Origin of the sequence: Pseudomonas sp. NFX5, assembly GCF_049132125.1 — a bacterium.
In the GTDB taxonomy this organism is placed as follows: Bacteria; Pseudomonadota; Gammaproteobacteria; order Pseudomonadales; family Pseudomonadaceae; genus Aquipseudomonas; species Aquipseudomonas marginalis.
Genome location: NZ_JAFMZG010000021.1, coordinates 69,785 through 87,339 on the forward strand (window position 1 = coordinate 69,785; position 17,555 = coordinate 87,339).

The 17,555-nt window shown below is 57.5% G+C and carries 17 protein-coding genes; 3 read left to right on the forward strand and 14 right to left on the reverse strand.

The window, feature by feature from the left end; translation table 11 throughout:
* Positions 1 to 20 precede the first annotated feature (20 nt).
* The 14 genes from glmU to mnmG form a co-directional block, all read right to left on the reverse strand.
* Positions 21 to 1,388 (reverse strand): bifunctional UDP-N-acetylglucosamine diphosphorylase/glucosamine-1-phosphate N-acetyltransferase GlmU, encoded by a 1,368-nt coding sequence (gene glmU / locus J1N02_RS13445; RefSeq protein ID WP_027608177.1) that lies wholly within the window; start codon positions 1,386 to 1,388, stop codon positions 21 to 23.
* A 122-nt stretch (positions 1,389 to 1,510) separates the two neighbouring features.
* A complete protein-coding gene (locus tag J1N02_RS13450; RefSeq protein ID WP_003177061.1) occupies positions 1,511 to 1,927 on the reverse strand; it encodes a F0F1 ATP synthase subunit epsilon in 417 nt (138 codons plus the stop codon).
* 44 nt (positions 1,928 to 1,971) lie between these two features.
* The gene (atpD, locus tag J1N02_RS13455) at positions 1,972 to 3,348 is read right to left on the reverse strand and encodes a F0F1 ATP synthase subunit beta (RefSeq protein ID WP_003177062.1); all 1,377 of its coding nucleotides are present in this window, start codon (positions 3,346 to 3,348) and stop codon (positions 1,972 to 1,974) included.
* A gap of 27 nt (positions 3,349 to 3,375) precedes the next feature.
* Positions 3,376 to 4,236: a F0F1 ATP synthase subunit gamma gene (gene atpG / locus J1N02_RS13460; protein ID WP_003195829.1), complete on the reverse strand. Its 861-nt coding sequence runs from the start codon at positions 4,234 to 4,236 to the stop codon at positions 3,376 to 3,378.
* Between the two features lie 50 nt (positions 4,237 to 4,286).
* A complete protein-coding gene (atpA, locus tag J1N02_RS13465; protein WP_003177064.1) occupies positions 4,287 to 5,831 on the reverse strand; it encodes a F0F1 ATP synthase subunit alpha in 1,545 nt (514 codons plus the stop codon).
* Positions 5,832 to 5,852: 21 nt separating this feature from the next.
* Complete coding sequence (locus J1N02_RS13470; RefSeq protein ID WP_027608176.1) at positions 5,853 to 6,389, reverse strand: F0F1 ATP synthase subunit delta; 537 nt, start codon at positions 6,387 to 6,389, stop codon at positions 5,853 to 5,855.
* Positions 6,390 to 6,401: 12 nt separating this feature from the next.
* A complete protein-coding gene (locus J1N02_RS13475) occupies positions 6,402 to 6,872 on the reverse strand; it encodes a F0F1 ATP synthase subunit B (protein WP_008439543.1) in 471 nt (156 codons plus the stop codon).
* A 55-nt stretch (positions 6,873 to 6,927) separates the two neighbouring features.
* On the reverse strand, positions 6,928 to 7,185 hold the full coding sequence (atpE, locus tag J1N02_RS13480) for a F0F1 ATP synthase subunit C (RefSeq protein WP_002555987.1): 258 nt from the start codon (positions 7,183 to 7,185) through the stop codon (positions 6,928 to 6,930).
* 133 nt (positions 7,186 to 7,318) lie between these two features.
* On the reverse strand, positions 7,319 to 8,188 hold the full coding sequence (gene atpB, locus J1N02_RS13485) for a F0F1 ATP synthase subunit A (protein WP_017736231.1): 870 nt from the start codon (positions 8,186 to 8,188) through the stop codon (positions 7,319 to 7,321).
* Positions 8,189 to 8,204: 16 nt separating this feature from the next.
* Complete coding sequence (locus J1N02_RS13490; protein WP_421147405.1) at positions 8,205 to 8,612, reverse strand: F0F1 ATP synthase subunit I; 408 nt, start codon at positions 8,610 to 8,612, stop codon at positions 8,205 to 8,207.
* 148 nt (positions 8,613 to 8,760) lie between these two features.
* Complete coding sequence (locus tag J1N02_RS13495) at positions 8,761 to 9,633, reverse strand: ParB/RepB/Spo0J family partition protein (RefSeq protein ID WP_027608174.1); 873 nt, start codon at positions 9,631 to 9,633, stop codon at positions 8,761 to 8,763.
* Positions 9,634 to 9,642: 9 nt separating this feature from the next.
* Positions 9,643 to 10,440: a ParA family protein gene (locus J1N02_RS13500; protein WP_016978715.1), complete on the reverse strand. Its 798-nt coding sequence runs from the start codon at positions 10,438 to 10,440 to the stop codon at positions 9,643 to 9,645.
* An 18-nt stretch (positions 10,441 to 10,458) separates the two neighbouring features.
* Positions 10,459 to 11,103 carry a 16S rRNA (guanine(527)-N(7))-methyltransferase RsmG gene (gene rsmG, locus J1N02_RS13505; RefSeq protein ID WP_421147406.1) on the reverse strand — a complete coding sequence of 215 codons (645 nt, stop codon included), beginning with the start codon at positions 11,101 to 11,103 and terminating at the stop codon, positions 10,459 to 10,461.
* A complete protein-coding gene (gene mnmG, locus J1N02_RS13510) occupies positions 11,100 to 12,992 on the reverse strand; it encodes a tRNA uridine-5-carboxymethylaminomethyl(34) synthesis enzyme MnmG (protein ID WP_027608172.1) in 1,893 nt (630 codons plus the stop codon). The genes rsmG and mnmG overlap by 4 nt, the downstream gene beginning before the upstream one ends.
* A 564-nt stretch (positions 12,993 to 13,556) precedes the next feature.
* Between mnmG and J1N02_RS13515 the strand changes: the two genes are divergently transcribed.
* The 3 genes from J1N02_RS13515 (at position 13,557) to J1N02_RS13525 (ending at position 17,538) form a co-directional block, all read left to right on the forward strand.
* Positions 13,557 to 14,063 (forward strand): sigma-70 family RNA polymerase sigma factor, encoded by a 507-nt coding sequence (locus J1N02_RS13515; RefSeq protein WP_027608171.1) that lies wholly within the window; start codon positions 13,557 to 13,559, stop codon positions 14,061 to 14,063.
* Complete coding sequence (locus tag J1N02_RS13520) at positions 14,063 to 15,007, forward strand: FecR domain-containing protein (protein ID WP_421147407.1); 945 nt, start codon at positions 14,063 to 14,065, stop codon at positions 15,005 to 15,007. The genes J1N02_RS13515 and J1N02_RS13520 overlap by 1 nt, the downstream gene beginning before the upstream one ends.
* Positions 15,008 to 15,099: 92 nt before the next feature.
* The gene (locus tag J1N02_RS13525; protein ID WP_098480674.1) at positions 15,100 to 17,538 is read left to right on the forward strand and encodes a TonB-dependent siderophore receptor; all 2,439 of its coding nucleotides are present in this window, start codon (positions 15,100 to 15,102) and stop codon (positions 17,536 to 17,538) included.
* Positions 17,539 to 17,555 lie beyond the last annotated feature (17 nt).

Consider the following 17,555-nt stretch of genomic DNA (forward strand, 5'->3'; position numbering starts at 1 on the left):
CTGATAAGGCTGTGGATAACTCAGGTCTTCTTGATTTTGACCGGGCGTTTCCAGCCGTCGATGTTACGTTGGCGTGCACGGGCCACGGCCAGTTGGGACTTATCCACATCCTGGTTGATGGTTGAGCCCGCAGCAGTGTTCGAACCATCACCTATCGTCACAGGTGCAATCAGCGAGTTATTCGAGCCGATGAAGACGTCCTCACCAATAGTGGTCTGGTACTTATTGGCACCGTCGTAGTTGCAGGTGATCGCGCCTGCGCCGATGTTGCTGCGCGCACCGATCACCGCATCCCCCAGGTAAGCCAGGTGGCCGGCCTTTGCATCATCGCCCATGCGTGCGTTTTTCAGTTCGACGAAATTGCCGACGTGCGCCCTGGCGCCCATCACAGTGCCCGGACGCAACCGCGCAAAAGGCCCGGCATCGCTGCCCTCGCCCATTACGGCGCCGTCGATATGGCTGTTGGCCTTGACCACCACGCCCTTGCGCAGGGTGCTGTCCTTGATCACGCAGTTCGGGCCGATGACCACGTTGTCTTCGATGATCACGCGGCCTTCGAGGATCACGTTGATGTCGATCAGCACATCGCGGCCGACGGTGACCTCACCGCGTACGTCAAAACGCGCAGGGTCGCGCAGGGTCACGCCCTGGGCCATCAGGCGGCGGCCTTCACGCAGTTGGTAGTGACGCTCGAGCTCTGCAAGCTGCTTGCGATCATTGGCGCCCTGTACTTCCATCGGGTCGTGGGGCTGCTCGGTGGCGACCAGCAGGCCATCACTCACGGCCATCTCGATCACGTCGGTGAGGTAGTACTCGCCCTGGGCGTTGTTGTTGGACAGGCGGCTCATCCAGTCGGCGAGCTTATTGGCAGGCACCGCAAGGATGCCGGTGTTGCCTTCGGTGATAGCCCGCTGGGCTTCACTGGCGTCCTTGTGCTCGACGATCGCCGCGACCTTGCCGTCGGCACCGCGCACGATGCGCCCGTAACCGGTGGGGTCATCCAGCTCAACGGTGAGCAGGCCCATCTGGCCGGGCACCACATGCTTGAGCAGGCGTTGCAGGGTTTCCACTTCGATCAGCGGCACGTCACCGTAGAGGATCAGCACGGTGTCGGCGGTAATGAACGGCACAGCTTGCGCGGTGGCGTGGCCGGTGCCCAGTTGTTTGTCCTGTAATACGAAATTCAGGTCATCCGCCGCCAGGCGCTCGCGCACCACATCAGCACCGTGGCCGATCACCACGTGGATACGTTGCGGGTCCAGTTGACGAGCGCTGTGGATAACATGCCCAAGCATGGAATTGCCCGCGACCGGGTGCAGCACCTTGGGCAGGGCCGAACGCATGCGGGTGCCCTGGCCTGCGGCGAGAATGACGATTTCAAGAGACATGAATGGCTACCAATCCTGGGCGGTCCGGCTTCAGACCAAAGATGTGTTTTGCTAAAAAAGAAAAAGGGTAGCCGAGGCTACCCTTTTTAATCAATCGCGCATAAGCATCACGGCGTCGCCGCTTACTTCTTGCGGATCTGCTGGAGCGTGCGCAGCTGAGCTGCAGCCTCGGCCAGACGTACAGCAGCAGCGCTGTAGTCGAAGTCCGCACCCTTTTCGTTCAGGGCCTTCTCGGCAGCCTTGACGGCTTCCTGAGCGGAGGCTTCATCCAGGTCGCCAGCACGTTGCACGGTGTCGGCAAGTACCTTGACCATGTTCGGCTGAACCTCAAGGAAACCACCGGAGATGTAAAACACCTCCTTTTCCCCGCCTTGCTTGGTCAGAGTGATCGGACCTGGCTTCAAGCTGGTGATCAATGGCGCGTGGCCCATGGCAATACCCAGGTCACCGAGTTCGCCGTGTGCAATCACCATTTCTACCAGACCGGAGAAGATTTCCCCTTCCGCGCTGACGATATCGCAATGGACTGTCATAGCCATCTGATTGCCTCAACCTGATGAGCGCCCGTTTCCGGGCGCCTGGATTACAGTTTCTTGGCTTTCTCGATCGCTTCTTCGATGCCGCCGACCATGTAGAACGCTTGTTCTGGCAGGTGGTCGTAGTCACCGTTGAGGATGCCTTTGAAGCCAGCAATGGTGTCTTTCAGGGAAACGTATTTACCCGAAGCACCGGTGAAGACTTCAGCCACGAAGAACGGCTGCGACAAGAAGCGCTGGATCTTACGAGCACGGTTTACCAACTGCTTGTCGGCTTCCGACAGCTCGTCCATACCCAGGATCGCAATGATGTCCTTCAGTTCTTTGTAACGCTGCAGCACGTACTGAACGCCGCGAGCGGTGTCGTAGTGCTCCTGGCCGATCACGTTCGGGTCCAGCTGGCGCGAAGTCGAGTCGAGTGGATCGACCGCTGGGTAGATACCCAGGGAAGCGATGTCACGGGACAGAACGACGGTGGCGTCCAAGTGGGCGAAGGTGGTCGCAGGCGATGGGTCGGTCAAGTCATCCGCAGGTACGTATACCGCTTGGATCGAAGTGATCGAACCTTCCTTGGTCGAAGTGATACGTTCCTGCAGAACGCCCATCTCTTCAGCCAGGGTCGGCTGGTAACCTACTGCGGAAGGCATACGGCCCAGCAGTGCGGATACTTCAGTACCGGCCAGGGTGTAACGGTAGATGTTGTCGACGAACAGCAGAACGTCGTTACCTTCGTCACGGAACTTCTCGGCCATGGTCAGGCCAGTCAGTGCTACGCGCAGACGGTTTCCCGGCGGCTCGTTCATCTGACCGTAGACCAGTGCCACTTTGTCCAGAACGTTGGAGTCCTTCATCTCGTGGTAGAAGTCGTTACCCTCACGAGTACGCTCACCCACACCGGCGAACACGGAATAACCGCTGTGCTCGATGGCGATGTTACGGATCAGTTCCATCATGTTTACGGTCTTGCCTACACCGGCACCACCGAACAGACCGACTTTACCGCCCTTGGCGAACGGGCAAACCAGGTCGATAACCTTGATGCCGGTTTCCAGCAGGTCGTTGCCGCCAGCCTGTTCCGCGAACGAAGGTGCTGGACGGTGAATGCCCCAGCGCTCTTCGGTGTCGATCGGGCCAGCTTCGTCAATCGGGTTGCCCAGTACGTCCATGATCCGGCCCAGGGTCGCTTTACCGACCGGTACGGAGATGGCAGCGCCAGAGTCGATAACGTCCAGACCGCGCTTCAAGCCTTCGGTGGAACCCATCGCAATGGTACGAACTACGCCGTCGCCCAGCTGCTGCTGAACTTCCAGAGTAGTTTCCGCGCCTTGTACTTTCAGCGCGTTGTAGATGCTCGGTACGCTGTCGCGTGGAAATTCCACGTCGATAACGGCGCCGATGATTTGAACGATACGTCCGCTACTCATAGCTGGATCCTCTGAATATTTGAACCGTTAAACCGCGGCAGCGCCGCCGACGATTTCCGAGATCTCTTGGGTGATCGCAGCCTGACGCGCCTTGTTGTAGATCAGCTGCAAATCGCTGATCAGATCACCGGCGTTATCGGTAGCGTTTTTCATCGCGATCATCCGCGCCGCTTGTTCAGCTGCGTTGTTCTCGACCACCGCCTGGTACACCTGCGACTCCACGTAGCGCACCATCAAGCCGTCAAGCAGCTCTTTGGCGTCTGGTTCGTAGAGGTAGTCCCAGTGGTGCTTGAGTTCCTGATCCGGAGTCGCCACCAGTGGAATCAATTGCTCCACGGTTGGCTGCTGGGTCATGGTGTTGATGAACTTGTTGGATACCACGGAGAGGCGGTCGATCCGGCCTTCCAGGTAAGCATCCAGCATCACCTTCACACTGCCGATCAAATCATTGATCGACGGCTCTTCACCCAGGTGGCTGATAGCTGCAACGACGTTACCGCCGAAGTTGCGGAAAAAGGCCGCACCCTTGCTACCAACAACACACAGATCGATCTCGACGCCGTTTTCGCGGTTTACCGCCATGTCCTTGACCAGGGCCTTGAACAGGTTGGTATTCAAACCACCGCACAAACCACGGTCACTGCTCACTACCACATAACCCACACGCTTGACGGCGCGCTCGATCATGAACGGGTGGCGGTATTCCGGGTTGGCGTTGGCCAGATGCCCAATTACCTGGCGGATACGCTCCGCATAAGGACGGCTAGCAGCCATGCGCATTTGTGCCTTGCGCATTTTGCTGACCGCCACTTTTTCCATGGCGCTGGTAATTTTTTGCGTGCTTTTGATGCTCGCAATCTTACTGCGAATCTCTTTTGCGCCTGCCATGTAACACCTATCAGGTTAGCAAGCGGGAGCCTTGCGGCTCCCGCTGCGGCTTACCAGGTTTGGGTGGCCTTGAACTTCTCGATACCGGCTTTCATGCCAGCGTCGATATCGTCATTGAAGTCACCCTTCACGTTGATCTTCGCCATCAATTCGGCGTGATCGCGGTTGAAGTAAGCAATCAGCGCTTGTTCAAAGCTGCCGACCTTGGCGATTTCAACGTCGGTCAGGAACCCACGCTCAGCGGCATACAGCGACAACGCCATGTCAGCGATCGACATTGGGGCGTATTGCTTCTGCTTCATCAGCTCGGTAACGCGCTGACCATGCTCAAGTTGCTTACGGGTCGCTTCGTCCAGGTCAGAAGCGAACTGGGCGAATGCGGCCAGTTCACGGTACTGAGCCAGAGCGGTACGGATACCACCGGAGAGCTTCTTGATGATCTTGGTCTGAGCGGCACCACCCACACGGGATACCGAAACACCGGCGTTCACTGCAGGGCGGATGCCCGAGTTGAACATGGCCGATTCCAGGAAGATCTGACCGTCGGTGATGGAAATCACGTTGGTCGGAACGAACGCGGAAACGTCGCCAGCCTGGGTTTCGATGATCGGCAGTGCGGTCAGGGAACCGGTTTTGCCGGTCACTGCGCCGTTGGTGAACTTCTCTACGTACTCTTCCGAAACGCGGGATGCGCGCTCCAGCAGACGGGAGTGGAGATAGAACACGTCGCCTGGGTAGGCTTCACGGCCTGGTGGACGGCGCAGCAGCAGGGAAATCTGGCGGTAAGCCACTGCTTGCTTGGACAGATCGTCATAAACGATCAGCGCGTCTTCACCGCGGTCGCGGAAGAATTCACCCATGGTGCAACCGGAGTACGGTGCCAGGAATTGCAGCGCAGGAGATTCCGAAGCACTGGCAGCCACGATGATCGTGTTGGCCAGGGCGCCGTTTTCTTCCAGCTTGCGAACCACGTTGGCGATGGTCGATTGCTTCTGACCGATCGCTACGTAGACGCAGAAAATGCCGCTGTTCTTCTGGTTGATGATCGCGTCGATCGCCAGAGCGGTTTTACCGATCTGACGGTCACCGATGATCAGCTCACGCTGGCCACGGCCGACTGGGATCATGGCATCGACAGCCTTGTAGCCAGTCTGTACAGGCTGGTCTACCGACTTACGCCAGATCACGCCTGGAGCAACTTTCTCGACCGCGTCGGTCTCGGTGTTGCCCAGTGGACCTTTACCGTCAACAGGGTTACCCAGTGCGTCGACTACGCGACCCAGCAATTCCTTACCAACCGGAACCTCCAGGATGCGGCCAGTGCACTTGGCGCTCATGCCTTCAGCCAGACTGGTGTACGCGCCCAATACCACGGCACCTACGGAGTCTTGCTCCAGGTTGAGGGCCATACCGTAGACGCCGCCCGGAAACTCGATCATCTCGCCGTACATAACGTCGGCCAGACCGTGAATCCGCACGATGCCGTCAGATACGCTGACGACAGTGCCTTCGTTACGGGCTTGGGAGGTCACATCGAGCTTGTCGATGCGGCCCTTGATAATTTCACTTATTTCGGAAGGATTGAGTTGCTGCATTGCTCTGCTGCCCCTTCAAACTCAAGATTTCAATGCTTCGGCAAGATTCGCGAGTTTGCCGCGAATCGAGCCATCGATAACCAGGTCGCCGGCGCGAATGACAACACCCCCAATAAGGGATGGGTCTTCCGCAACTTGCAGGCGCACTTCCCGGTCGAGTCGTGCACTGAGAACCTTGGCGAGTTTGTCTTGCTGTTCTTGGTTCAATGCAAAAGCACTGGTCACTTCAACGTCTACCGATTTCTCTTGCTCGGCCTTGTACAGGTCGAACAGAGCGGCAATCTCCGGCAAAAGCAGGAGACGGTCGTTTTCGGCGATGACATTGATGAAGTTCTGCACTTTCACATCAAACTTGTCGCCGCACACTTCAATAAAAGTGGCGGCCTTGTCTGCGCTCGTCAGTCGCGGGGCCTTGAGCACGCGCTGCATGGTGCCGTCTTGCGACACTGCTGCAGCCAGGCCGAGCATGGCTGACCAAGAGGCCAGCTGCTGGTGGGCCTGGGCGTGCTCGAAGGCTGCCTTAGCGTAAGGTCGGGCCAACGTGGTCAATTCTGCCATGATCGCCCTCGCTTAAATTTCAGCAGCCAGTTTGTTAACCAGCTCCGCGTGCGCGTTTTGATCAATTGTGGCACCCAGGATCTTCTCAGCACCGCCGACGGCCAGAGCACCCAGTTGGGCACGCAGCGCATCTTTGACACCGTTCAGTTCCTGCTCGATCTCGGCTTGAGCCTGAACCTTCACACGGTCAGCGTCGATACGGGCTTTTTCAACAGCCTCTTCAACAATCTGGTTACCGCGTTTCTTGGCTTGCTCAATGATTTCGGCTGCTTGAGCTTTCGCTTCGCGCAGTTGCTGACCCGCTTTATCTTGGGCCAACTCCAGGTCGCGAGCTGCTCGTGCGGCAGCGTCCAGTCCATCCGCGATCTTCTTTTGACGTTCGTGCAAAGCCGCGATGACCGGAGGCCATACGAACTTCATGCAGAAAACGACAAAAATCAAGAACGCTAAGGACTGACCAATAATGGTTGCATTAATGTTCACGCCAATACCTCGCTCATTCGTTGCACAACACACCAATCACTCGAAAAACGAGTGATTAACCGGCGAGTTGACCAACGAAGGGGTTCGCGAAGGTGAAGAACAGAGCGATACCAACGCCGATCATGGTCACGGCGTCGAGCAGGCCGGCAACGATGAACATTTTAACTTGCAGCATTGGAACCATTTCTGGCTGACGCGCTGCGCCTTCCAGGAACTTGCCGCCCAGCAGGCCGAAACCAATGGCAGTACCCAGGGCGCCCAGGCCGATCAACAGTGCAACAGCGATAGCGGTTAGACCAACTACAGTTTCCATCTTTCCTCCCGACTTTTACGTCGTATGGTTTAGGTTTTTTAGATTTTAAAGCGGTAAAACAAATCGTTTCATAGCCCTGGTGGGCCACCTTCCCGTTTCACCGGGAAGGACATCAGGCTAGTCGAGACTGGCCTTAATGGTTCTCTTCGTGCGCCATCGACAGGTAGACGATGGTCAGCATCATGAAGATGAAGGCCTGCAGGGTGATGATCAGGATGTGGAACACAGCCCACGCCCACTGCAGAACAATGCCCAGGCCGCTGAGCCAGAGCAGGCCGCTGCCGAACATCACAGCGATCAGAATGAACACCAGCTCGCCGGCATACATGTTGCCGAACAGTCGCAGGGCCAGGGAGATCGGCTTGGCGATCAGGGTGACGAACTCCAGCAGGAAGTTCACCGGGATCAGCAGGGCTTGAACGAAGATGTTCTTGCTGCCGAACGGGTGCAGGGTCAGCTCGCCGATGAAGCCGCCGATGCCCTTGATCTTGATGCTGTAGAAAATGATCAACGCAAATACCGACAGGGCCATGCCCAGGGTAGCGTTCGGGTCAGTGGTCGATACGGCACGGAATGGAATGTGCGGGTCGCCGGAAATCGCCATGGCCAACTGAGGGATCCAGTCAACCGGGATCAGGTCGACGGCGTTCATCAGGAACACCCAGACGAAGATGGTCAGTGCCAACGGTGCAATCACCGGGCTACGGCCATGGAAGCTGTCTTTCACGCTGCCATCGACGAATTCGACCAGTACTTCAACGAAGTTCTGCAAAGCACCTGGTTGACCGGAAGTCGCCTTCTTTGCCGCCATGCGGAAAATCAGGACGAAGATCAGACCCAAAGCGACCGACCAGCCCAGAGTATCCAGGTGGAAAGCCCAGAAGCCCATTTCTTTGGCTTCTGCTGCGGAGTGGGCAAAGCCCCAGCCGCCGTTGGGAAGCTGACCGAAGGTCAGGTTCTGCAAGTGGTGCTGGATATAGCCCGAAGCGGTTGTTTCTGCCATGGTTGCCTCAAACGCCCTAAGGTTTCGAAAGTCTTGTTTTCATCAGCAGGGGAGCGAACCAGCTGACCAGTTGGGTCAACACGAAGACGCCGAATACAGCCAGCGGCGCCAATGGCTTCACACCTGCAAAGGTCAGTGCAAACAGCACTGCCGTCAAAATCAGTTTCCCCGCCTCGCCGGCATAAAAAGACCGGACGATAGCCTGGGCTGCTCGGGCGCCGGAAAACCGAAAGGCCCTGTGAGCAAAATACATATTGGGCAGCAAGGCTATCAGGCCTCCGCAGAGTCCTGAATATCCGGCTACGACTCCATACCAGTACCAAAGCGCCAATGCGGCGATCAGCAAGATGACAAATTGAGCCAATAAAACCGGAAAAACAGCCAAGCGATGGAAGGGCAACGTGTTTGGCGTGCGGGTTTCCATCACTCTTGCTCCTCAATAGTCGGCTGCCGGAAATCAATAACTTGGCATAATTTGTGCCGACAAAATGCGCGCAGAGTATAGGGGCGGTTCTGCCCCTATTCAACTGCCGGGTAGTGATTTCCGATCACGCGCTACATAAGCAAATGTTTCAGCGGATGTGGGCAAGGACGCCCTGAAGCTCATCAAGGGAGTTATATCCGATGACCAATTGCCCTTTGCCTTTCTTACCGTGGCGAATTTGTACCGCAGAGCCCAGGCGCTCGGCCAGGCGCTGCTCGAGACGCGCAATATCCGGATCAGGTTTGGCTGTTTCTACCGGTGCAGGTTTGCCGCTGAGCCACTGGCGAACCAGGGCCTCGGTCTGACGAACGGTGAGCCCTCGTGCGACAACGTGTCGCGCCCCTTCAACCTGTTGATTTTCCGGCAGACCGAGCAAAGCACGGGCGTGGCCCATCTCGAGGTCGCCATGGGACAACATGGTCTTGATGACTTCCGGCAGCGCGATCAGGCGCAGCAAGTTGGACACGGTGACACGGGATTTACCCACGGCCTCGGCGACCTGTTGCTGGGTCAGCTGGAATTCCTGCTGCAAACGCTGCAAGGCGATCGCTTCCTCGATGGGATTGAGGTCTTCACGCTGGATATTCTCGATCAACGCCATGGCGATGGCGGTTTCATCCGTTACATCGCGCACCATCGCCGGGATGGTGTCCTTGCCCGCCTGCTGGCTGGCGCGCCAGCGGCGTTCACCGGCAATGATTTCAAAGCGGCCGCCGCCGATCGGGCGCACCACAATCGGCTGCATCACGCCCTGGGCCTTGATCGAATTGGCCAGTTCCTCCAGCGCCTGGGGGTCCATGTCCCGGCGTGGCTGGTATTTGCCGCGCTGGATCAGGTCCAGGGGCAGGTGCTGCAGCTCGCGTTCGTCAGCCTGCACCGCTTGTTCTTCAAGCGATGTGACGGTCGGACCACTCAGCAGTGCATCCAGTCCACGTCCGAGACCTCGTTTCTTGACGGCCATGGGGATTCCTTAAGTTGGCTGGGCTGCAGCGGTGCGTGAGTTGCGGCGTTGACGACGAACCATCTCGCCGGCCAATGCCAGGTAGGCAATGGCACCACGGGATGATTTGTCGTACGCCAGCGCGGGCATGCCATAGCTTGGCGCTTCGGCCAGGCGGATGTTGCGTGGAATCACGGTGTCGTACAGCTGGTCGCCAAAGTGTTCCTTGAGCTGCGCCGACACATCGTTCATCAGGCTCAGGCGCGGATCGAACATGGTTCGCAGCAGGCCTTCGATCTGCAGGTTCGGGTTGAGCAGCTCGGCGATACGCTTGATGTTATCCACAAGGTCGCTCAACCCTTCCAGCGCGTAGTACTCGCACTGCATGGGGATAATCACCCCATCGGCAGCCACCAATGCGTTAAGCGTGAGCATCGACAGCGACGGTGGGCAGTCGATCAAAATGTAGTCGTAGTTCTCGCGGATCGGTGCCAACGCGCTGCGCAGACGGCTTTCCTTCATCTGCATTTCCAGCAGCACCACTTCCGCCGCAGTCAAATCGCGGTTGGCCGGCAGCAGTTGATAACCGCCATGCTCGGAGTAGTGCATGGCCTGGGCCAGGTCGCACTCGCCAATCAGCAAGTCGTAGACCGAGTTTTCCAGGCCGTGTTTATCCACACCGCTACCCATGGTGGCGTTGCCCTGTGGATCGAGATCGATCAACAGCACCCGGCGCTTGGTGGCAACCAGGGATGCTGCGAGGTTGATGCAGGTGGTGGTTTTGCCCACGCCACCTTTCTGGTTCGCTATCGCGAATACCTTAGCCATTCTTGCTTGTGTTCCCAATCATGCCGTGCGGCGCAGTATCAGCAGATGGCGTTGGCCTTGGCAACCGGGTACGGCCAAGGCGTGTTCGCTATCGAGGTGGAAGTCTGCCGGCAATGCTAACAGCTCATCGCTTGGATGGACGCCCTTCATTGCCAGCCAGCGGGTGTCGCGGTCGCCCAGGTGACGAGTCCAGTTGCTGAAGTTCTCCATGCTGCTGAACGCCCGGGAAACAATTCCGTTGAAGGGCAACTCAGGCGTGAAGGCTTCGACGCGACTGTGGATAACGTGCAGGTTATCCAGCTTGAGTTCGAGTTTGACCTGGGTCAGGAAGCGGGTTTTCTTGCCGTTGCTGTCCAGGCAGGTCACTTGCGACTCGGGAAACAGGATAGCCAGCGGGATGCCAGGCATACCGCCACCACTGCCGACATCGAGCCAACGACCGTTTTCGATAAACGGCATCACGCTCAGACTGTCGAGCAAGTGACGGGAAACCATTTCGTTGGGATCACGCACAGCCGTCAGGTTGTAAGCCTTGTTCCATTTGATCAACAGGGCCAGGTAACCCAGCAGCAAATCGTGCTGGGCTTCGGTCAAGTCCACGCCCAATTGGCGCGCACCTGTGGATAACTCTTCGGCGTGTTGCGAGGTGACCAACGAACTCAAGCGCTTTGCTCCAACTGACGGCCCGCGCCGCGTTTTTTCAAATGAATCATCAACAGCGAAATAGCTGCAGGGGTGACGCCCGGGATACGTGAAGCCTGCCCGAGGGTCTCGGGGCGAGTTATCCCCAGCTTGCTTTGGATTTCTTTCGACAATCCGGAAATACCGGTGTAGTCGATATCCACAGGCAGCCTGGTGTCTTCACTGGCGCGCAGACGAGCGATCTCGTCCTGCTGGCGGTCAATGTAACCGGCGTACTTGGTCTTGATTTCGACCTGCTCGGCAACCTGTGGATCATCGGCGCCGCCGCCGGTCACTTCGACCAGACCGGCGTAGTCGATTTCCGGACGGGACAGCAGGTTCAGCAGGTTGTATTCATGAGTCAGCGGCGTGCCGAATTTTTCCGCAATCGCGTCGCCCTGCTCGGTCCCGGGGCGAACCCAGGTACTTTTCAGGCGCTGCTCTTCAAGCTCGATGCTTTCGCGTTTTTTGCAGAAGGCCGCCCAGCGCGCATCGTCGACCAGGCCCAGTTCACGGCCTTTTTCGGTCAGGCGCAGGTCGGCGTTGTCTTCGCGCAGGATCAGGCGGTATTCCGCTCGGGAAGTGAACATCCGATACGGTTCCTGGGTTCCCAGGGTAATCAGGTCGTCGACCAACACGCCGATATACGCTTCATCGCGACGCGGGCACCAGCTGTCTTTGCCTTGTGCACGCAATGCGGCGTTGGTCCCGGCCAGCAAACCCTGGGCGCCGGCTTCTTCGTAGCCGGTGGTGCCGTTGATTTGCCCGGCGAAGAACAGGCCGCCGATAACCTTGGTTTCCAGGCTGTACTTCAGGTCACGCGGGTCGAAGTAGTCGTATTCGATGGCGTAGCCCGGACGCACGATGTGTGCGTTTTCCATGCCGCGAATCGATTGCACGATCTGGATTTGCACATCGAACGGCAGGGAAGTGGAAATCCCGTTCGGGTACAGCTCGTGGGTGGTCAAGCCTTCGGGTTCGATGAAGACCTGGTGGCTTTCCTTGTCGGCAAAGCGGTGGATCTTGTCTTCGATCGACGGGCAGTAACGCGGGCCAATACCTTCGATTACCCCGGAGTACATCGGCGAACGGTCGAGGTTCGCGGCAATGATTTCGTGAGTGCGCGCATTGGTATGGGTAATCCAGCAGCTCACCTGTTTGGGGTGTTGCTCCTTGGAACCCATGAACGACATTACCGGAATCGGAGTATCGCCCGCTTGTTCGGTCATCACCGAGAAATCCACGGAACGCCCGTCGATACGCGGTGGGGTCCCGGTTTTCAGGCGACCGACGCGCAGCGGCAATTCGCGCAGGCGTTTTGCCAGGGCAATCGACGGCGGATCACCGGCGCGGCCACCCGAATAGTTCTGCATGCCGATGTGGATAAGTCCGCCGAGGAACGTACCGGTGGTCAACACCACGGATTCTGCGAAGAAACGCAGGCCCATTTGGGTGACAACACCGCGAACCACGTCCTGTTCGACGATCAAGTCATCGGCGGCTTGTTGAAATATCCACAGGTTGGGCTGGTTTTCCAGGGTTTCGCGGACCGCGGCTTTGTACAGGATGCGGTCTGCCTGGGCCCGAGTGGCACGCACGGCCGGGCCTTTGCGGCTGTTGAGCACGCGAAATTGAATACCACCCTTGTCGGTAGCCTCGGCCATCACGCCACCAAGGGCGTCGATTTCCTTGACCAGATGGCTTTTGCCGATCCCACCAATGGCAGGGTTGCAACTCATGGCGCCGAGGGTTTCCACGTTATGCGTCAGCAACAGGGTTTTTACGCCCATGCGTGCTGACGCCAGTGCTGCCTCGGTACCGGCATGACCGCCGCCGATGACGATCACTTCAAAACGGGAAGGGAAATCCACCACGCACCTCGTGCCTGCTTATGTAGGTAATCAGGAATTGTTTGTTGAAAGGGTTTTGGAGCTTTGGCGGCAAGTATAGGGACTTCGCCCTTCCTAAAGAACCCTTTGCACAAAATTTAACCAGCTGTGGATGAATCACAGACAATAGAAATTAAAAGAAAGAAATTTATTAAATCTTTGTTTTTATGTTTATTTCTACTGGGCAACGTTTCTGTGGATAGATCTCTACAGGCCTTTATTTACAATGTGTACAGCGATTCAAAAGTCTGTGGTCATGTGCCAATGAGGCCCTTGGATAAGTGCTTTAAGCCTGTGGATTAAACAGGTGGTTATCCACAGAGGGGTTTTTACTCAGGTTTCGAGCCCTGTTATCAACTGGGCACAGGGGCGGTTATTCACAGGGCTTAATCCACAGAAATCCGTGCAATGGTGTGAATTTCGCCCACGACGAAGCCAACCGAATCTTTCTATTCGGGGGTGAGCACGTCAAAAAGAGATCTATTGTGAGAAAACAGCCAGGTAGTTAATAATAGCGATTATCATTAACCTAGCTTGTCATGCCCTATGTCCCCTTCTTCACACACGGCTGCGGTTCAGAACATCTACGAGCAGCACCACTCCTGGTTGCACGGGTGGCTCAAAGGTAAGTTGCATAACGCGTGCGATGCAGCCGATGTGGCGCACGATACGTTCGTGCGCATTCTGGTTGGGCGGCATGCGGCGCAGATCGTTGAACCGCGTGACTACCTGGCAACCATCGCCAGGGGCCTGGTGATTGATCGTTATCGCCGGCATGCCATCGAGCAGGCCTACAAGCAGACCTTGGCCGAACGGCCTGAAGCCACGGCCATCAGTGAGGAAGACAAAGCCATCATCATCGAGACGCTGGTGGCTGTGGATAAAGCCCTGTCCGGACTCGGCGAGCGAACGCGACGGATCTTCCTGTTGTCGCAGATCGAGGGGCTGACTTATCAACAGATCGCCGATCAACTGCAGGTGTCGCTGACCACGGTGAAGAAGCACATGATCCGTGCATTGACTGAATGCTCGCTGATCATGGCCAGCCTGTAATGGCCGCCCCCGATCGCAAGACCTTCGAGGCCGCTGCTCACTGGTATGTACAGTTTCAATCCCAAGCGCCTACGGCTGCTGAACGCCTTGCCTGGCAACAATGGCTCAACGGCGATCCGTCCCATCAGGCGGCGTGGAACCAGATGGAGCAATTGCAGCGCAGTCTCGGCGCCCTGCCCCAGGATTTCACCCGCCGGGCATTGTCGACCACGCAACAACGTCGCCAGGTATTGAAGTGGATGCTGGTAATGGGCGGTACCGGGTGCCTGGGCTGGAATGTCCAGCAACACACCTCCCTGGGCAATGTTTGGGCCGACTACCGGACCTCTGTGGGGGAACGCCGGCGTATCGCATTGGCTGACGGCACACGGATTGATCTGAATACCAGCACGGCGATTGACGTGATCTTCGACGGGCGCCAACGTTTGATCCGGCTGCGTGAAGGTGAAGTACTTATCCACACCGGCAAGTTGGGCGGGCACACGCCCTTTTATGTCGAAACCCGCCAGGGCCGAGTCCAGGCATTGGGTACTCGGTTTACAGTGCGCCAGTTGCCGGATTCCACGCGTGTCGGTGTTCTGGAGGATCGCGTAAGTGTGGCCCCTGGTGACCGGCCCAACCATGCTCGACTGCTCGGTGCCGGTGAAAGCGCTGACTTTGATCGTCAAAACGTAGGGCTTGGCCACACGTATAGCGGGTCCCAGGCTGCCTGGGTCGATGGCCAGCTGATCGTATTGGATGCTCGCCTCGGGGATGTGATCGAAGACCTTGCCCGCTACCGTCCGGGCGTCCTGAAATGCGACTTGGCTAGTGCACGCCTACGTGTTTCCGGGACTTTCCGCCTCGATTCCACCGATGCGGTGCTGGCGAATCTGCAGGCAACCTTGCCCATTCAGGTGAAATACTTCACTCGCTATTGGGTTTCGGTGAAGCGAATCGCTTGATCGGAAAAAATATCCTCACAAGGGGTTATCTTTTTTTTACCTGGCACGGCCCTAAAGGTAATCACGACGCCACCTTCAGGGCTTACCCACCTATGCGCCTTCGCACCAAGCTCCGCCAGCGACTTTCCTACCACGGTATGACGTGCAGCCTACTGCTCGGCACAGCAGCCACAGCCGGTGTTTTGCTATCCAGTGACGCCATGGCCGCCAGCACGGTGCAGCATTACGCCATTGCGGCTGGTCCCCTGGACAATGCCTTGAGCCAATTTGCCGCCAGGGCGAATGTTATTCTGTCTTTCCCGCCCCAACAAACCGCGCGCTTGAACACCACCGGGCTGGAAGGTGACTATTCGGTTGAGCAAGGCTTTGCACTGTTGCTGCAGAACTCGGGGTTACAAGCGGTAGTCCAGGCGCCAGGCAGCTATGTCCTGCAGGCCATTCCTACAGGGCAACTCACGCTCGCGCCCACCACTGTCAGCACTTATCAACAGGCTGGGTTCAATCAGGAGATTGCCGGGGATGTGGGCTACAAAGCGCAAAACAGCCGTATCGGTACCAAGACCAGCACGCCTCTGTCGGAAACACCGCGTTCGGTATCGGTCGTCACCGGCCAGCGCATCAAGGACCAGAAGTCGCAGACCCTGACTGAAGTATTGGGCTACGTGCCAGGTATCTTCGCGCCGCCCTTTGCTGCTGGCGACGGTCTCGCAGGTGACTTGTTCTTCATCCGCGGTTTCAATGCCACGGATTACGGCTACGGCCTGCTGCGAGATGGCCTGCGTGTACAAGGCAATCGGTACGACACCACCAGTGAGCCCTATGGCCTGGAGCGGGTCGAAATATTCCGTGGACCCTCTTCCCTGCTGTACGGTGAAAACGCGCCTGGCGGTTTAGTGAACCTGGTGAGCAAACATCCGACTGCCACGCCGCAGGGTGAAGTGCAGCTCGGTTATGGCTCGAATAATCGGCGTCAGTTGGGTGTGGATATCTCTGGTCCACTCAACGACAGCGGCAATATCCTTGGCCGGGTGGTGATGCTCGGCCGCAAGTCTGATACGCAGACTGACCATGTTCCTGATGATCGCCTGTATATAGCGCCTTCACTGACCCTGAATTTCGACGACTTCAACACGCTCACTCTGTTGGCCAATTACCAAAAGGACCACACCAATCTCGAACTCGGCCTACCCGCCGCGGGGACCTTGCTTACAAATCCGAACGGAAAGCTGTCCAAGCACACCATGCTCGGCGACCCGGACTGGAATACGTTCGAACGTGAAGCCTGGAGCAGCGGCTACGAATTCAGCCACAGCTTCAATGATGAGTGGCAGTTCCGCCAGAACTCGCGGTACATGCAATCGCGCATCAACCGTCACGAAACCTGGCCGGGCACATTGAACAATGGCGGTTTCGGCACCCAACTGAACATGACGGCCTACGACCGCTACAACAAGTCGATGGTCTACTCCCTGGATAACCAGTTGGAAGGCAAATTCCAGGTCGGTGACCTGGAAAATACCGTGCTGTTCGGCGCCAGCTATGACCGCACCTCGTTCAACCAGGATTGGGACGCAGGCTTCGCCGGCACCATCAATGTGTATAACCCCGTGTACCTGCGTGAGCCGCTTACCCCGGTGGCTGTGCAAAACACCTTGCTCGAGCAGCAGATGAAGGGTGTTTATGCACAAATCCAGAGCAAGTATGACCACTGGTTGTTCCTGCTGGGCGGCCGCCAGGACTGGGTCGACAGTGATTTCCGCGACAAGGTCAACAAGGCCAGCGACACCGGCTCCGAAGACCGCAAGTTTACCTACCAGGGCGGGGTGATGTACCAGTTCGACAACGGCCTGACGCCGTACGTCAGCTACTCCACCGCATTTGTGCCTGTACAGCAGATCTCCAACGCCGGTTCACCGTTGAAGCCGATCACCAGCAGTCAGTACGAAGTGGGGGTGAAGTACGAACCGGTCGGCTGGGATACGGCGATGACCCTGTCGGTGTATGACTTGCGCAAGGAAGATGACACCTACCTCGACGCCACCACCAACAGCTACCGCCAGGTGGGCGAAAGCCGGGCCAAAGGGGCCGAGGTCGAGGTGAACAGCAACATCACGCCCAACCTGAATGTGACCGCAGCCTACACCTACACTGACGCTCGTATTACCAAGGACTCGGCTACCTCGCTGGTCGAGGGGCATCAGATGACGGGGGTTCCGCGCAACCAGGCCTCGGTGTGGGGCAAGTACCGCTTCCTCGATGGCCAACTCAAGGGCTTGTCCCTGGGCGGCGGTGTGCGCTATTTCGACAGTACGTTTTCTTACACCCAGCCAAGCCTGTACGGAAAGCTGGATGCTGGGAGCGTCACTCTGGTGGACGCAGCCGTCGGCTATCAGATCGACAAGCACTGGTCAGTGGACGTGAACGCCAAGAACCTGTTCGACAAGGAGTATGTTTCTGGATGCAACGACGCGGGCCGCTGCTACTGGGGTGACAGTCGAACACTGCTTGGGACTGTTTCGTACAACTGGTGATGGATGAAGGCCTGAAG

Coding starts and splice junctions, on each gene's coding strand:
- atpA (WP_003177064.1), bottom strand. CDS start 5,831: ATGCAGCAACTCAATCCTTCCGAAATAAGTGAAATTATCAAGGGCCGC.
- atpD (WP_003177062.1), bottom strand. CDS start 3,348: ATGAGTAGCGGACGTATCGTTCAAATCATCGGCGCCGTTATCGACGTG.
- J1N02_RS13520 (WP_421147407.1), top strand. CDS start 14,063: ATGGCCGCCCCCGATCGCAAGACCTTCGAGGCCGCTGCTCACTGGTAT.
- atpB (WP_017736231.1), bottom strand. CDS start 8,188: ATGGCAGAAACAACCGCTTCGGGCTATATCCAGCACCACTTGCAGAAC.
- J1N02_RS13515 (WP_027608171.1), top strand. CDS start 13,557: ATGTCCCCTTCTTCACACACGGCTGCGGTTCAGAACATCTACGAGCAG.
- atpG (WP_003195829.1), bottom strand. CDS start 4,236: ATGGCAGGCGCAAAAGAGATTCGCAGTAAGATTGCGAGCATCAAAAGC.
- atpE (WP_002555987.1), bottom strand. CDS start 7,185: ATGGAAACTGTAGTTGGTCTAACCGCTATCGCTGTTGCACTGTTGATC.
- J1N02_RS13490 (WP_421147405.1), bottom strand. CDS start 8,612: ATGGAAACCCGCACGCCAAACACGTTGCCCTTCCATCGCTTGGCTGTT.
- J1N02_RS13525 (WP_098480674.1), top strand. CDS start 15,100: ATGCGCCTTCGCACCAAGCTCCGCCAGCGACTTTCCTACCACGGTATG.
- J1N02_RS13500 (WP_016978715.1), bottom strand. CDS start 10,440: ATGGCTAAGGTATTCGCGATAGCGAACCAGAAAGGTGGCGTGGGCAAA.
- J1N02_RS13450 (WP_003177061.1), bottom strand. CDS start 1,927: ATGGCTATGACAGTCCATTGCGATATCGTCAGCGCGGAAGGGGAAATC.
- J1N02_RS13470 (WP_027608176.1), bottom strand. CDS start 6,389: ATGGCAGAATTGACCACGTTGGCCCGACCTTACGCTAAGGCAGCCTTC.
- J1N02_RS13495 (WP_027608174.1), bottom strand. CDS start 9,633: ATGGCCGTCAAGAAACGAGGTCTCGGACGTGGACTGGATGCACTGCTG.
- glmU (WP_027608177.1), bottom strand. CDS start 1,388: ATGTCTCTTGAAATCGTCATTCTCGCCGCAGGCCAGGGCACCCGCATG.